The 14,754-nt window shown below is 69.9% G+C and carries 16 protein-coding genes; 7 read left to right on the top strand and 9 right to left on the bottom strand.

Annotation, left to right across the window (positions count from 1 at the left end; translation table 11 throughout):
• Positions 1 to 133: 133 nt before the first annotated feature.
• The 3 genes from ACFXI3_RS13970 to ACFXI3_RS13960 form a co-directional block, all read right to left on the bottom strand.
• A complete protein-coding gene (locus ACFXI3_RS13970; RefSeq protein WP_078870811.1) occupies positions 134 to 499 on the bottom strand; it encodes a septum formation initiator family protein in 366 nt (121 codons plus the stop codon).
• Positions 500 to 692: 193 nt separating this feature from the next.
• A complete protein-coding gene (gene eno, locus ACFXI3_RS13965; RefSeq protein WP_344280197.1) occupies positions 693 to 1,979 on the bottom strand; it encodes a phosphopyruvate hydratase in 1,287 nt (428 codons plus the stop codon).
• Between the two features lie 115 nt (positions 1,980 to 2,094).
• Positions 2,095 to 2,586 carry a VOC family protein gene (locus ACFXI3_RS13960; RefSeq protein WP_344280200.1) on the bottom strand — a complete coding sequence of 164 codons (492 nt, stop codon included), beginning with the start codon at positions 2,584 to 2,586 and terminating at the stop codon, positions 2,095 to 2,097.
• 70 nt (positions 2,587 to 2,656) lie between these two features.
• Between ACFXI3_RS13960 and ACFXI3_RS13955 the strand changes: the two genes are divergently transcribed.
• Entirely contained in the window at positions 2,657 to 3,061 is a 405-nt protein-coding gene (locus ACFXI3_RS13955; protein WP_067575623.1) for a tetratricopeptide repeat protein, read from the top strand.
• Between the two features lie 206 nt (positions 3,062 to 3,267).
• Complete coding sequence (locus ACFXI3_RS13950) at positions 3,268 to 3,450, top strand: hypothetical protein (RefSeq protein WP_378399778.1); 183 nt, start codon at positions 3,268 to 3,270, stop codon at positions 3,448 to 3,450.
• 998 nt (positions 3,451 to 4,448) lie between these two features.
• On the opposite strand, the gene ACFXI3_RS13945 is transcribed toward ACFXI3_RS13950, so the two are convergent.
• Positions 4,449 to 5,249, bottom strand: a complete 801-nt coding sequence (locus ACFXI3_RS13945) for a murein transglycosylase (protein ID WP_378399777.1) — start codon at positions 5,247 to 5,249, stop codon at positions 4,449 to 4,451.
• A gap of 268 nt (positions 5,250 to 5,517) precedes the next feature.
• Here ACFXI3_RS13945 and efeU point away from each other — a divergent pair, with 268 nt between their 5' ends.
• The 5 genes from efeU to ACFXI3_RS13920 all read left to right on the top strand — a co-directional run bounded on the left by efeU (position 5,518) and on the right by ACFXI3_RS13920 (position 10,364).
• Positions 5,518 to 6,369 carry an iron uptake transporter permease EfeU gene (gene efeU, locus ACFXI3_RS13940; RefSeq protein ID WP_378399776.1) on the top strand — a complete coding sequence of 284 codons (852 nt, stop codon included), beginning with the start codon at positions 5,518 to 5,520 and terminating at the stop codon, positions 6,367 to 6,369.
• A gap of 2 nt (positions 6,370 to 6,371) precedes the next feature.
• Positions 6,372 to 7,523, top strand: a complete 1,152-nt coding sequence (gene efeO / locus ACFXI3_RS13935) for an iron uptake system protein EfeO (protein WP_378399775.1) — start codon at positions 6,372 to 6,374, stop codon at positions 7,521 to 7,523.
• A complete protein-coding gene (gene efeB, locus ACFXI3_RS13930) occupies positions 7,520 to 8,779 on the top strand; it encodes an iron uptake transporter deferrochelatase/peroxidase subunit (protein ID WP_378399774.1) in 1,260 nt (419 codons plus the stop codon). The genes efeO and efeB overlap by 4 nt, the downstream gene beginning before the upstream one ends.
• A 105-nt stretch (positions 8,780 to 8,884) precedes the next feature.
• Entirely contained in the window at positions 8,885 to 9,949 is a 1,065-nt protein-coding gene (locus tag ACFXI3_RS13925; RefSeq protein ID WP_378399773.1) for an LLM class flavin-dependent oxidoreductase, read from the top strand.
• Between the two features lie 4 nt (positions 9,950 to 9,953).
• On the top strand, positions 9,954 to 10,364 hold the full coding sequence (locus tag ACFXI3_RS13920; protein ID WP_344280223.1) for a PPOX class F420-dependent oxidoreductase: 411 nt from the start codon (positions 9,954 to 9,956) through the stop codon (positions 10,362 to 10,364).
• 77 nt (positions 10,365 to 10,441) lie between these two features.
• Here the strand turns inward: ACFXI3_RS13920 and ACFXI3_RS13915 are convergent, their stop codons facing one another.
• From ACFXI3_RS13915 to ACFXI3_RS13895, 5 genes are read right to left on the bottom strand one after another with little or no spacing between them, the layout of a single operon-like run.
• Positions 10,442 to 11,005, bottom strand: coding sequence for a hypothetical protein (locus ACFXI3_RS13915; protein WP_378399772.1), 564 nt, complete (start codon positions 11,003 to 11,005; stop codon positions 10,442 to 10,444).
• The gene (locus ACFXI3_RS13910) at positions 11,005 to 12,351 is read right to left on the bottom strand and encodes a hypothetical protein (protein WP_378399771.1); all 1,347 of its coding nucleotides are present in this window, start codon (positions 12,349 to 12,351) and stop codon (positions 11,005 to 11,007) included. The genes ACFXI3_RS13915 and ACFXI3_RS13910 overlap by 1 nt, the downstream gene beginning before the upstream one ends.
• Entirely contained in the window at positions 12,351 to 13,154 is an 804-nt protein-coding gene (locus ACFXI3_RS13905; protein WP_378399770.1) for an ABC transporter ATP-binding protein, read from the bottom strand. The genes ACFXI3_RS13910 and ACFXI3_RS13905 overlap by 1 nt, the downstream gene beginning before the upstream one ends.
• A 21-nt stretch (positions 13,155 to 13,175) precedes the next feature.
• Positions 13,176 to 13,964, bottom strand: coding sequence for a zf-HC2 domain-containing protein (locus ACFXI3_RS13900; protein WP_378399769.1), 789 nt, complete (start codon positions 13,962 to 13,964; stop codon positions 13,176 to 13,178).
• 29 nt (positions 13,965 to 13,993) lie between these two features.
• Positions 13,994 to 14,548 carry an RNA polymerase sigma factor gene (locus tag ACFXI3_RS13895; protein ID WP_378399768.1) on the bottom strand — a complete coding sequence of 185 codons (555 nt, stop codon included), beginning with the start codon at positions 14,546 to 14,548 and terminating at the stop codon, positions 13,994 to 13,996.
• Between the last annotated feature and the right edge of the window lie 206 nt (positions 14,549 to 14,754).

Below are 14,754 nucleotides of genomic sequence, written 5' to 3'. Positions count from 1 at the left end.
CAACCGCACCCAGCCGACAACCTCACCCAGCCATCAACCGCGTCCAGCAGAGATCCCGCCTGACCAGCCGCCCTGCCCAACCCGGAACCTCGCCCGCCCGACCACCCAGCGAGCGACCCGTCAGCCAGGAACCTCAACCCCCGGAAACCTGCGCCCAAAGGTTCTCGTACCAAGGCGCCTGCGGAGCAGGCTGCTGCCCAGGCTGAGCAGCCGTCGGCGAACCAGGCTGGTCCTCCGGCAACTGGACCATCCACGGGGTCTCGCCAGGCTTCACGTACCGGAGCCGGCGGCGGGCTTCCGCCTCGATCTGGGCCGGGTCGCTCAGCTGGGCTTTGCGGTCGCGCAGCTGGGCGACCTCGTGCTGGAGCTGAGCGAGCTGCGCTTCCTGGTCGCGGACCTCGGAACGCTGGGAAAGGTAGGTGCGCAACGGGACCGCGACGGTGAACGCTAGCGCGCACACCACGATCGCCACCACGGCGGCGCGCCGGGTGGTCGACATGCCGAGCACCTTGGCCGCACCGGAGGCGCGTTTCGCCGCCAGGCCGCGACGAAGCCGGGCCCTGGTCGTCTCCGTCGTGCCCGCGCCGGTGCGGCGCCGGGCCGAAGCGGGACGGCGGGCCCTGCTGGACCCGCTTCCCTCGGCCCGGCCGCCGCGGCGGCCGCGCGCCCTCCCCCGGTCGGCCATGTGCCCCTCAGGCCTCCGCGCTGAACCGCGGGAAGGCGAGGTCGCCGGCGTAGCGCGCGGCGTCCGCGAGGGTTTCTTCGATGCGCAGGAGCTGGTTGTACTTCGCGATCCGCTCGCCGCGCGCCGGGGCTCCGGTCTTGATCTGGCCGACGCCGGTGGCGACCGCGAGGTCGGCGATGAAGGTGTCCTCGGTCTCGCCGGACCGGTGGCTCATCATCGACTTGTAGCCGTACGACGTGGCCAGCGACACCGCGTCCAGCGTCTCCGACAGGGTGCCGATCTGGTTGACCTTCACCAGCAGCGCGTTCGCCGCGCGGCGGGTGATGCCCTCCTCGAGCCGGTCCGGGTTGGTGACGAACAGGTCGTCGCCGACGAGCTGGACCTTGTCGCCGATCTCGGAGGTCAGCTGGACCCAGCCGTCCCAGTCGTCCTCGCTCAGCGGGTCCTCGATGGAGACCAGCGGGTAGTCGCGCAGCAGTTCGCCGTAGTACGCGGACATCTGCTCGGCGCTGCGCTTCGAGCCCTCGAAGGTGTAGGCGCCGTCGGAGTAGAACTCGGTCGCGGCGACGTCCAGCGCGAGCGCGACGTCCCGGCCCGGCGCGTAGCCCGCCTTCTCGATCGCGGCGAGGATCAGGTCGAGCGCCTCGCGGTTGTTGGCGAGGCTCGGCGCGAAACCGCCCTCGTCGCCGAGGCCGGTGGCCAGGCCGCGGCCCTTCAGCACGGACTTCAGCGCGTGGTACACCTCGGTGCCCCAGCGCAGCGCCTCGCGGAACGACTCCGCGCCGATCGGCGCGATCATGAATTCCTGGATGTCGACGTCCGTGTCGGCGTGCGCGCCGCCGTTGAGGATGTTCAGCATCGGCACCGGCAGCACGTGCGCGTTCGGCCCGCCCAGGTAGCGGAAAAGCTCCAGCTCGGCCGATTCCGCGGCGGCCTTCGCGACGGCCAGCGAAACGCCGAGGATCGCGTTCGCGCCCAGCCGCGACTTCGCCGGCGTGCCGTCGAGGTCCACCAGCTTCTGGTCGACGATCCGCTGGTCGACCGCCTCGACGCCGACCAGGTCCGGCCCGATCTCGTCGAGCACCGCGGCGACCGCGCGCTCCACGCCCTTGCCGTTGTAGCGGCCGGTGTCCCCGTCGCGCAGCTCGACCGCTTCGTGCTCGCCGGTCGACGCCCCCGACGGGACCGCAGCCCGGGCCAGGGTGCCGTCGTCGAGCGCCACCTCCACCTCGACGGTCGGGTTCCCGCGCGAATCGAGAATCTCGCGCGCGCCTACCTGCTCGATGAGAGCCACGCTCTGCTCCTTGGTGGGTCGTGCCTGCGGTGACGCCGCCCAGAGTAACCGCCCAGCGGGTTCACCCGTTGGAGGCCAGGCCGGTGCGGGGCCGTTCCGCTGCGTGTTCTCCAGCTCAGCCGGGCACTTCGCCGGTCTCGCCGGCCGCCTGGTCCTCCGGCCGGACCTCACGCCACCCCGACGGCAGCTCGACCTGATCGGTCACCTGCTGCCAGAACGTCCAGCTGTTGCCGCCGGGGTCGGCCACGGTGAAGATCCGCGCGCCGTAAGGCTGGTCCTGCGGAGGCTCCGGGGCCGCGTCCTCGCCGAGCGCCGCGGACACGCGCTCGTGCTGCGCGTCGACGTCGGTCACGTACACGACGTTCAACTGCCCGACCGGCCCCTCGACCCCCTTGGCCTCCCAGTATTCGGGACCGACCCCGGCCAACTGGAGACGCGCGTCGCCCGCGAGGAGCGTCGCCTGGAAGACCTCGCCGGCCCCGTCCTCGAAGCGGACTTCCTCGGTGAAGCCGAACACCCTGGTCAGCCAGGCGAGCGCGGCGGTCGCATCGCTGTAGTAGAGGTACGGCGCCAGTCCCACATAGCCGGGTTCCTGATCGCTGCTCATGGCGGAACAGTCCATCACGACTCGTCTGACGGTCGTGCAACGCCCTCCGCGCCGGTATCGTGAAGCGACCATGACGGACGCCGCAGCAGCCCCCGAACCCGACGGCGAATCGCGCTTCCGCAGGTTCCGCAACGCCGAGCATCTGGTCGCCCGGCGACGCCCGCTCGACGCGCTCAAAGAGCTCGAACCCCTGCTCGCCGACGAGCAGGACAAGCCGAGCGTGCAACTGCTCGCCGGCCGCGCGTACTTCCACTCCGCCCAGCTGCGCCGCGCCGAACGCGCCTTCACCCGCGTGCTGGAACTCGACCCCACCGACCACTACGCCCGGTTCGTGCTCGGCCGCACCCTCCAGCGCCTCGGCCGTTTGGCCGAGGCGCTCGCACAACTGCGGATGGCGTCGGCGATGAACCCGGTGCCGGAGTATCTCGAAGCGATCAGCGAGGTCAGGGCGAGGATCACGCTGAGCGACCGCTGAGCCCGCGTGACCCGAACGTGCACCCGCGGAGGCACTCCCGTGCAACCGCCGGATCCAGCACGGTCCCGGCGCGTCTTCTGAAGTGAACAGGGCAGCGGGGAAGCCTGGCCATCCGGCGACGCGGCTCGGCCGGTCGGCCGATCCGGGCAGACCGGGCGAAGAGCGATCCTTGGTGTCATCACAGAGAGCGATTAGAGGAGGCCGACATGACCGCGCTGACCGTGATCGGAGCGACCGCCGGGCTGATCGTGCTGGTGCTGATGGCGCTGGCGCCGACGCTCGTCGAATTGAACGAACGCCACCCGGTGCGGCCGCGCAAGCAGCCGGTGCGCGCCGAGGGCGTGACGCAGAAGCCGGTGCGAGTGAGCGCCGCGCTGACGACCCACTGACTGGCTGGCTGGCTGGCTGCGGACTGCTGGCCTGGCCGGATCGGGGCGCAGCCGACCGCATCAAGTCAGAGCATCTCAGCTGGTCAGGCTGGGTGCCACGGCAGTCGCCCCCTCGGCCAGAAGCAGATCGGGCAACCGAGTCGGCGACTGGCCGAACCTGATCGTCCGCCACGCGGAACAGCCGCGAGCCGAACCGGCGCAAGTCATCGCTCGCCCGCTCACGGACCGCCCCACGCACCAGCGGGCCACCGGCCGGATCGCCACGGCGCGCCACGTCGATCAGCGACACCGATCAGCCACAGCCGAAGCGGCCCGAGCCACCGCGCGCGCAGTGACAAACCACGCCACCGCACTGGCGGGCCACCAGCCGAACCACCACGGCGCGCTGATCAGCGACACCGATCAACCACAAGCCGAACCGGCCTAAGCCGCCACGCGCCCGCTCACGAACCATGCCACCGCACCAGCGGTCACCGGCAGAACAACATTGCGTTGCACGGAGCCGAATCGGCCTAAGCCGCCGCGCCGGCTGTGCTCCGCGCGCCGCACCGGCTAGCCGCACTGCGACATTGCTGACTGCCCATCGCCAAAAAGCCAAGCATCGCAGCAAAAATCGGCCGCAGTCGAACATCGAGCCAAGCCGCCGTCGCTAACCCACCAGCTCAGGCCACCAGCCAAGCGGGTGAGGCCGACTCGCCGACCGGCCACTGGCCAACCCAGCCGACCAAGTCAGGCCAACTCCTCCACCAACCGCTGGCCATCTCGGCCAACCAGGTCAGTCCGATTCGTCCACCAGTCGCCGGCCAACCCAGCCGACCAGGCCAGGCCAACTCCTCCACCAACCGCTGGCCATCTCGGCCAACCAGGTCAGTCCGATTCGTCCACCAGTCGCTGGCCAATCCGGCCGACCAGGTCAGGCCGACTCGCCGACCGGCCGCTGGCCAACCTGGTTCAGCCCGGCTCGTCCACCGGCCGCAGGCCAACCCGGCCAAGCCCGCTCACGGCGCCACACTCTGCGCCGCATACGAATCCGCTGCGGTGAAGACGTCTTGCGCGTAGTTCACGGCCGGGTTGTAGAGCAGCATCGCTTTCCACCAGCCTGCCGGAGTGCCCAGGTCGTCGTCGCCGGAGCAGAGGTCGCGGGCGGCGGTGAAGGCCGCGTCGTCGAGGTTGCGGGGGTCGGCGGGTTTGCCGTCGCCGTTTGCTCGTTGGGCGTGTTTGTGCCAGGCGGCGGGCATGATCCGCAGCGGGCCGACGCGGTGGTCGGCGGTGCGGTCGCCGTCGAGTTTTCCTTCGTCGGTGTCCGGGGCTTCCGCTCGGCCGGGGTCGACCTTCATGGTGCCGTCGGGGCCGGGTTTTTCCGTGCCGAAGGCCAGGTTCCCGATCGCCGCGAGCGTCGCCCACGACAGGTGGCACGACGGTTTTTGCCGCTGCATCCACATTTCCGCGCGTCCGTACGCGGCGAGCACTCGCGCGTCCAGCCGGGTTTTTGCGGCGACTCGGGTCGCCCAGGCGTCCAACTCCGCTTGATCGGACACCAGTGGGCGGTCCGGCGGGGCGGCCAGGCCGACGCGCGGGGCTTCGGTGCCGGGTTGCGGGCGGGGTTCCGCTTTCGCCGAGACCGGCGGCGGTGCGGCCGCGGCGGGAGGGGCGGGCGGGTTCGGGTTCCGGATTCCGATGGTCGCCACCAGCACGACCCCGGTCAGCACCAGGCCCAGCGCGAAGGCGATTCGGCCCGGGTAGCGGCGCGGCGGGCCCGCCGGAGACGGGGCGATGGTCGGCTGAGTGGTATCGGCCACCCGGACAGGTTACTGATGAACCCGGGTGAGGGACGCTGGACTGGGCGAATGGCAAGCGGATGGTTAACTCGACGCCTGAGCCGCCCAGGTCACACAATTCGTTACGTGACTTCTCGGCGACGCTCTGACCTGCGGTTACCCTAACCTAACTCCCCGCGGAACGTCGTTTTGCGCGTTTTGCCGGACCCGTTCAGCGAAACTCCCTCTGGACTTACAGGCAAGCCTTACCTAAAAACATCAGGTCAGGTAGTCGAAGGAGGACTGAACAGTGGTGTTTTCGAGCGCGCTCATCGGGCTGCGCGAAGGCCTCGAAGCCGCGCTTGTGGTGAGCATCCTGGTCGCCTTCCTGGTCAAAACCGATCGACGGCAGGCGCTGCGGTTCGTGTGGCCCGGGGTCGGCGCGGCCGTGCTGCTGTCGGTCGGCGTCGGCGCGATCCTCACCTACAGCACCGCGCAGCTGAGTTTCGAGCATCAGGAACTGCTCGGCGGTTCTCTTTCCATCGTCGCGGTCGTCTTCGTCACCGCGATGATCTTCTGGATGCGCAAGGCTTCCCGGCACATCGCGGCGGAATTGCGCGGCAAGATGGAAGACGCGCTTAAGGTCGGTCCGGCGGCGGTGTTGCTGCTGTCGTTCCTCGCGGTGGGCCGCGAGGGGCTCGAAACCGCCGTCTTCTTCTACTCGGCCGTGCAGACCGCGCAGTCCGACACCCTGCAGCCGCTGGTCGGGTTCGTGATCGGGATCGCCGCCGCGATCGTGCTCGCTTACCTGCTCTACCGCGGCGCGGTGCGGTTCAACCTGGCGAAGTTCTTCACGATCACCGGCGTGCTGCTGGTGTTCGTCGCCGCCGGCGTCCTCGGCTACGGCCTGCACGACCTGCAGGAAGCCGGGTTCATTCCCGGCCTGACCACGCTCGCCTTCGACGCGTCGAGCACGCTGCCGGAAACCTCGTGGTACGGCGCGCTGCTCAAGGGGATCTTCAACTATTCGCAGCAAACCACTGTGCTGCAAGCGATCGCGTGGGTCGTCTACGTGGCGATCGTGCTGCCGCTGTTCCTCAAGCCCGCCCGCAAGACCAAGACCGAGGCGGCTCCGGCCGCCCCGGCCGCCGCCAAGGAGTGACCGTGTCCCAGTTCCGCAAAACCTCGACGGCTGTGCTCACCGGCCTCGGCGCGCTCGTCGCGCTGACCGCCTGCGACAGCACGAACTCCGCGTCCGGTCCTTCCGGCGCGGCCGCGGGCGGGCCGATCAAGGTCGAGGCGTCCGACACCGCCTGCTCGGTGTCGGCGACGACCGCGGCCGCGGGCAACCTGACCTTCGAGATCGCCAACAAGGGCAGCAAGGTCACCGAGTTCTACCTGTACGCCGAGGGCGACCGGATCATGGGCGAGGTCGAGAACATCGCGCCGGGGCTGAACCGGCGGCTCATCGTCGAGGTCCCGGACGCGGGCAAGTACCAGACCGCCTGCAAGCCGGGCATGGCGGGCAACGGCATCCGCGGCGACTTCACCGTCACCGGCGGCGCGCAGGGCCAGAGCAACGCCAGCGCGCAGAAGACCGCTGCCACCAAGAGCTACGCGACCTACGTCGAGAACAACAGCTCGGCGCTGGAGACCGAAACCGCGAAGTTCGTCGCCGCGGTGAAGGCCAACAAGGCTGACGAAGCGAAGGCCGAGTACGCGCGCACTCGCGTGTTCTACGAGCGGATCGAGCCGGTCGCGGAGAAGTTCGGCGACCTCGACCCGTCGATCGACGCCCGCGAGGCCGACGTCGAGCCAGGCCAGCAGTTCACCGGCTTCCACCGGCTGGAGAAGGACCTGTGGACCACCGGTCTGAAGCCGGACAGCCCGCAGATCGCGGACAAGCTGCTGACCGACGTCAAGGCACTCGTCGCCAAGACCAAGACGCTGCAGCTGAGCGTGCTGGACCTGGCCAACGGCGCGAAGGGCCTGCTCGACGAGGTCGCGACCAAGAAGATCACCGGCGAGGAGGAGACCTTCTCGCACACCGACCTCTGGGACTTCCAGGCGAACCTCGACGGTTCCAAGGGCGCGATCGCGGCGCTGCGGCCGATCCTGCAGGAGCGCGACGCGACCCTGGTGTCCACTTTGGACAAGGAATTCGCGAACGTGCAGGGACTGCTGGACAAGACCCGCTCCGGCGACGGTTTCAAGTACTACAACGAGCTCTCCCAGGACCAGATCAAGGCGTTCGCCTCGGCAGTCGACGCGCTGAGCGAGCCGCTCAGCAAGGTCGCGGAGGTCGTGGCGAAGTGACAGAGGAGGGAACCCAGGTTTCCCGCCGGAAGCTGTTCGGGCTGGCCGGCGCGGGGGTCGCGCTGGCCGGCGCGGGCGCCGCGGCCGGCGTCGGCTTCGACCGGCTCGGCGGCGACACCCCTGCCGCGGCCGCGACGTCCAAAGTCGAATTCCACGGCGAGCACCAGGCGGGCATCGTCACCCCGGCGCAGCCGAACCTGCATTTCGCCGCGCTCGACGTGACCACCAAGGACCCCAAGAAGCTCCGCGAACTGCTGCGCACCTGGACTGCCGCGGCACGGCGGATGACGGCGGGCCAGGAGGTCGGCCCGAACGGCGCGCTCGCCGGGTCCGCGCAGGCCCCGCCGGACGACACCGGCGAGGCGCTCGATCTGCCCGCCTCCGATCTGACGCTGACGATCGGTTTCGGCCCCTCGCTCTTCGACGACCGGTTCGGCCTCGCCGCGAAACGCCCGCCGCAGCTGATCGACCTGCCGGCGTTCCCGAAGGACAAGCTCGACCCGGCCCGCAGCGGCGGCGACCTGTGCATCCAGGCCTGCGCCAACGATCCGCAGGTCGCGGTGCACGCGGTGCGCAACCTGGTGCGGCTGGGCTTCGGCGTCACCGAGGTGCGCTGGTCGCAGCTCGGGTTCGGCCGCAGTTCCTCGACGTCGCGCTCGCAGCAGACGCCGCGCAACCTGTTCGGCTTCAAGGACGGCACCAACAACGTCAAGGCCGAGGACACCGACGTGCTCCGCGACCAGGTGTGGGCGCAGGCCGGCGACGGACAGGCCTGGATGGCGGGCGGCACCTACCTGGTCGCGCGCCGGATCCGGATGCACATCGAAACCTGGGACCGCGAAACGCTCGCCGGACAGGAGCAGATCGTCGGGCGCTCCAAGGGAACCGGTGCGCCGCTCGGGCAGACCGGCGAGTTCGACCAGGTCGACCTGCAGGTCGGCGGCGCGGGCGGGACCCCGCTGATCGCCGAGGACGCGCATGTCCGGCTGGCCTCGCGCCAGACCCGCAAGGGCGTGCAGATCCTGCGCCGCGGCTACAACTTCGTCGACGGCTCCGACGGCGTCGGACACCTCGAGGCTGGGCTGTTCTTCCTGGCGTTCAACCGGGATACCCGCACGCAGTACGTCCCGATGCAGCAGGTGCTGTCGTCCAAGGACGCGATGATGGAGTACCTGCAGCACACCGGTTCCGCGCACTTCGCGATCCCGCCGGGCCTCGCTCCCACCAGCAACTGGGGCGACGGACTCTTCGCCTGACCAGTACAAACCTCGCCGCCCCGCCACTGCGTGGGACCGGTTGCCGGTGCCTTCCGGGCAAGCGACGGTGACCGCGTTCATCCGCGCGAGGTGAGGAGTTCGGTCGTGGTCGCTGTGGCACAGCCGCGGTTCGGGGTGTGGGCGGTCGTCTACGGGTCGTGGGGCCCGTTCGATCATCCGGCCGATCCGGTGGACGCAAGCTGGGAACGCAACCGGCGGCTGATCGTCGAGGCCGACCGGCTCGGTTTCGATTCGACGCTCATCGCGCAGCACGTGGTGAACCCGTTCGGCGACGAACTGGATCAGCTGGAGACGTGGACGTCCGCGGCGGCGCTGGCCGCCCTCACCGAGCGGATCGAGATCATCGCGGCGATCAAGCCGTATCTCGTGCACCCGGTGGTGCTGGCCAAGCAGGCGCTGCAGATCCAGGAGATCAGCGGCGGCCGGTTCGGGCTGAACCTGGTCAACGCATGGTTCAAACCGGAGTTGGCACGAGCTGGCATCCCGTTCGCCGAGCACGACGAACGGTACGAGTACGGCCGCGAGTGGATCAGCGTCGTGCGCGGACTGCTGGCCGGCGAGCGGGTTTCGTTCGAGGGCAAGCATTTTCACGTCGACGGGTACCAGCTGCGGCCCGCTGGCTCGTCGCCGACGGTGTATGTCGGCGGCGAGTCGGACCCGGCGCGAGCATTGGTGGCGGACAAGGCCGACGTGTGGTTCATCAACGGGCAGCCGCGGGAGAACGTCGCCCGGCTGATCGAGGACGTCGCCGCCCGCCCGCGCGTCGGCCCGCCAGTCCGATTCGGGCTGTCCGCGTTCGTGGTCGCTCGCGAAACCGACGCCGAGGCGGAAGCGGAACTGGCGGCGTTGTGGGAACTGGCCGAGGCGGGCAAGGCGCGCTGGGAGGCGCTTGTCGCGGACGCCGATCCGAAGGCGGTGATGTTTCAGACGTTCGCGAAGTACCCGCACATAGGCACGAACGGCGGCACCGCGGCCGGTCTGGTCGGCAGTTACGACACCGTCGCGCAGCGGATCCGCGAGTGGGCTGACCTGGGAATCGAGACGTTTATGCTGCAATTTCAGCCCTTCGAAGCGGAGATGCGGCGGTTCGCCGAGCACGTGATCCCCCGCGTGCGCTTGACTTCAAGCAAGCTTGAACTTGCACGGTAGGTGCATGTTCACCGACGCAGAACTCAGCTACCTGGCCGACCAGCCGCTCGCCCGGGTCGCCACGCAGCAGCCGAACGGAACCCTGCAGGTCAGCCCGGTCGCGTTCTCCTGGAATCCGGAGACGCGGACCATCGATGTGTCCGGGTACAACCTGACCAACAGCAGGAAGTACCGCAACGTCGAGGCCAACGGCCAGGTCGCCATCGTGATCGACGATCAGCCCTCGACGAAGCCCATGCGCATCCGCTGCTTGGAGATCCGGGGCCGCGCGGAAGCCGTGCCGGACGCTTTCGCACCGGACGGCCACCTCGACGGCGCGGTCATCCGCATCTACCCGCAGCGCATCATCAGCATGGGCATCGACGACCCCGACCGCGAGCCGCTCGAGGTGAAGCCGAACAACCGGAACGTCTGAAGGCACGCCAGTCCGCAGTCCCGCCCCTGCCCGGGGGAGGGGCGGGGCTGCGCCTGGCTTCACCAATCCACTGGCTCTCAACGACGAGCACCCGCCACCGTGTACGCCGCTGTGCCCGCCACGAACAGCAGCCCGGCCGTCCACCACGCCGCGGCGGAATCTGCTGCCGCCATCGGCCAGGCCACGATGTCGTGGGCCGGTCCGGCGGTTCTCGGAACAAACACCGCTGTCATCGCCCAGACCAACGGCAGCGTCCAGCCGAACTGACCGCCGAACAGCGTGGCCGCCAGCCCGGTGAGGCCGAGGAGCCCGGCCGCGTTGCGGACGATCCAACCGGATTCCATCGGGTGGTCGACAAAGCCTTGTGCCGCAAGCATTACTCCTCCGGCCACCGCACCGATCAGCAGGAGGTGCACTAGCCGTCGGGGCGGCCAGCGGAAGGAGGCCGTGCGGTCCAGGTCGAGGTCTTGCCCGCTGAGGCCCACGCCCGCCACCGCGACCGCGGCGCCGAGGCTGACGGTCGCGAAGAAGTTCGACCAACTGTCGCCCAGCAGCAGCGGGAGAACGGCGGCGCAGAGCAACACCGCCACCAGTGCCACCGCGAGGTGGCGCGAACGCACGTACAGCGCTGTCCACCGCATTAGCGCGCACCGTCGGTGAGAATCTTCAACGGGTCGCCGGTGCAGGTCAGCTCCACCTGCCGAGCCGCGCCGATCCGGGCGGTCTGCTCCGCCTCCGGCACCGCTTTCAAGGCCGCCCACGCTGAGTCCGTCGCGGGCTTCAGCGGAGGCTGCCGCTGCGAAGACGGCGGCGCGTACGAGCCGACCAGCCACTGCGCCATCACCCAGCGCGCAGCGTCCTCCCGGTCGTTCTGCTCGCCGCCGTAGGACGCGGCGTGGCAGGGCAATGTCCCAGCGCCGCTCAGCAGCACCATGGTGAGACTCGGGCCGCTTTCGTGCCACAGCGCATAGGAGTCCTTCTGCATCAGCAGCCGGGACGGATCTCGCGGGCCGACCTTGGTGTTCCAGAACGACTCCGCCGACTCCTCGATCCGGGTCGGATGGTTCGGCAGTTTCTCCAGATACCGCAAGGCTTCCTTGCCCGGACCGGCCACAGTGGACAGCCAATCCTCGTGCAAGCGCGTGACGCACACCGGGCCGTCGCAGACGAGGGCGGATGCCGTCTTGTCCGGAACGTAGTTGTCCGTCGACCAGGCGGGGAAGAGCGGCAACGCCACCGCCAGCCCGGCCGCCACCGGGAGCAGCGCGAGCACCTTGGTGCGCGCCGAACCGGCCAGCAGCAACAGGATTCCCGCGACGGTGAGCCCGAGCAGCCAGCTCAGCTGCCCGAGTTCCACCGCGGGGCTCGGCAGGTCGAACGGACCGTGCGGCTGCACTTGCCCGATCCCCAGCAGCACCATCGCGTTCGGTCCCGCTCCGTTCATGCCCGACACCTGCGCGAAGAGCCCGCCTGCCAGCGCGAGCACGGCGAGCACCGGAGCGGTGATCGGATACGGCAGGAGACGTCCGAGGCCGAGCCCCAGCGCCACGCCGGCCACCACGGACAGCACGCCGAGCACCAGTTGCATCACCCACGACGTGGTGAACAGCCCGTCTTTCGCGATCACCTGCCCGACCCCGGCGGCGACGAGCACCAGATAGCCCGCCACCGCGCTGAGCCCGAGGGCGAGACCGAGCGTGGCGGCTCGCTGCCCCGCGGGCCGGGGCGTGGAGCCGAACAGTTCGCCGACCCCGGCGCGGGCGTCCCGCATGCCCTGGATCGCCGCGGCTCCGACGATGATCGGCCACATCAGCACCAGCAGGTAGCGCGGCCACCGCACCGCGGTCAGCCACGTCGCGTTCCAGGCCGCGGAATTGGAGCTCCACGGTCCACGCGAGAACAGGAGCAGACTAAGACTCACCGCCAGCATCGCGACCGGCACCCAGGGAGCGATGGTGCGCCGGAGTTCGATCCGGAACACGCTCATCACCAGGCCCCCTTCCCCTGTGCGTGGCCGAGCAGGGCCGAATAGCCGCGCTCGATCGGGCTGTCGCCGACGTCCGCCTCGCTGCCCGCCCCGGCCAGATCTGCTGGCGTGCCCTGGAAAACCAGCTTCCCGTCGGCGAACAGGACGACGTCCGAGCACGCCGCCGCGACGTCTTCGACCAGATGCGTGGACACGACGACGCACGCGTCCCGGCCGATTTCCTGCAGCAGTTCCCGGAAACGCAAGCGCTGCGCCGGATCGAGCCCGGCGGTGGGTTCGTCGAGCAGCAGGAGCACCGGGTCGTTCACGATCGCCTGCGCGATGCCGACGCGGCGGACCATGCCGCCGGACAGGGTCTTCATTTTGTCTTCGGCGCGCTCGGCGAGACCGACCCGCTCGATCGCGCGCTGCACCGCGCCCGGCACCTCACGCTTGGGCATTTCCTTGAGCCACGCCAGGTACTCGACGAACTCGCGGACAGTGAACCGCTTGTAGTACCCGAAGGTCTGCGGCAGGTATCCGATCCGCCGGCGCAGGCCGCGCTGCTCGAAGTGCCCCCCGATCGGCTCTCCGAGCAGCGTCAGCTCGCCTTCCGTCGGCCGCAGCACCGTGGCCAGCGTGCGGATCAAGGTGGTCTTGCCCGCGCCGTTCGGCCCGAGCAGCCCGTGCACCCCCGTGCCGAGCGCCAGGTCGAGGCCGTCGACCGCCATTTTCTTGCGGCCGACCCGTACTTTGAGCGCCTGGGCTTGGATTTCCCAGGCGTAGGTCGCCGGAGCGACCTCGGCGGCTTCCACAGCCCGCATCGGTGTCCCCTCTCGTTTCCGTCAGTGATGCGCAGCAAGCTGCGTGAAGGTGTTCCGGCGAAGCACTACGAACACGGCCGCGACGGCGGCGGCCGCCAGCCAGCCCGGCCAGGCGGCGACCTCCAGCAGTGCCGAGCCCCCGAACGCGACGCTCGGCACCACCAGCGCGCCGAGCCACAGGCCGATCAGGATCGACGCCGCCCAGGCGACGCCGATGAACGTGCCGAGCGCGAGGGTCCCCGTGGTGAACGCGAGGCTCGGCAGCAGTCCGAGCCCCATGCGCGCGCCGACCAGCCATCCGGCGAGGAACAGCCCCCCGAGCACCGGCACCACGACCGCGGTGGTCCGCCGCAGGATCAGCTCCAGCCCGGCCCGCGGGGTGGCCGCGGTGAGTTCGTACGACGGATCCAGCCCGCGCGACCACGCCGCCGCCACTCCGAAGACCGGCAGCACAGGGGAAAGCAGTTGCACGAACGACAGCCTGTCGTGCAGTGACCGGTCGAGGTAGACCGACAGCGCGCCGACGACAAGGACCATCAGCAGCCACGGCACCATCACCGGGGTCGCCCAGCAATGCAGCGATCTCGCGACCCGGCGCGGCATCGGCTGCGGTGCGTGCGCCAGATCCGGCTCCAGCCCGGCCCAGACAGTGTCGAGGAGACCCGCTACCTCGGCGGTGGACGCGCCGGCGAGCCGCGCCCGGCAGTGCGCGCACTTCTCCAGGTGCCCTTCGATCGCCCATGCCTCGTCCCCCGGCAGTGCGCCACCGGCGACGTAACCGGCGAGCATCCGGTCGGATACGTGGTTCATGGCTTGACCTCCTCCGGCCAGTCCTGGTTTCACGACAACGCCTCCCGCATCGCGATCCGGGCGCGGCGGGCCCGGGTTTTGACCGTGCCCTCCGGCAGGTCCAGCAGGATCGCGGTCTCCCGGACCGACAATCCGTCGAGCACCATGGCTTGCAGGACCTCGCGCAACTCCGGCGCGAGGCTGCGCAAGGCGTCGCCCACCGAATCGCCGACCGTGCCGGCCAGCGCCTCCTCCTCGGCCGCCGGCGCGGACAGCGCCTCCTGCGCCGCGGGAGGCGGATGCGCGTGGTGCGCGCGCCGCCGGTAGGCGTCGATGAGCCGCCGCACCGCGATCGTCCACACCCAGCCCACGGCAGAGCCGCCGGCGACGACGCCCGCGAACGAACCCGCGGCGCGCCACACGGCGAGGTAGGTCTCCTGCATCACCTCCAAGACGATCTGGTCGTCGGAACAGCGGTGCCGCAGGCGAACCGCGAGCCACGGCGACGTGCGGCGGTAGAGCTCTTCGAACGCCGCACGGTCACCGCGGGCGGTGCGCCGGAGGAGGTGCTCCTCGTCCGGCTCCCTGGGTGGCTTGTGTCTCACACCCGGCAAGACGCCGCCTCCGCGCTTTCGGTTCTCAGAAATGAGTGACGTGGGTCACATCTGCGAACTAGGGGTGGTTCGGGCATCGGAGCAATCGTGCCCGGGGGACGCGCGCTGTGCGGGTGGATTGGTGGGGGCTCCGTCCATCGAGTGAGGACGATGGGGTGCGCGAGGCAGGTAGTAAAGCCGCGTGGCTGAGGCACGGG

The sequence above is a fragment of the Amycolatopsis sp. NPDC059235 genome (assembly GCF_042754125.1).
GTDB classification, from domain to species: domain Bacteria; phylum Actinomycetota; class Actinomycetes; order Mycobacteriales; family Pseudonocardiaceae; genus Amycolatopsis; species Amycolatopsis albidoflava.
Note: the sequence above shows the minus strand (reverse complement) of the source record. Positions and strands in the feature narration are given on the sequence as shown.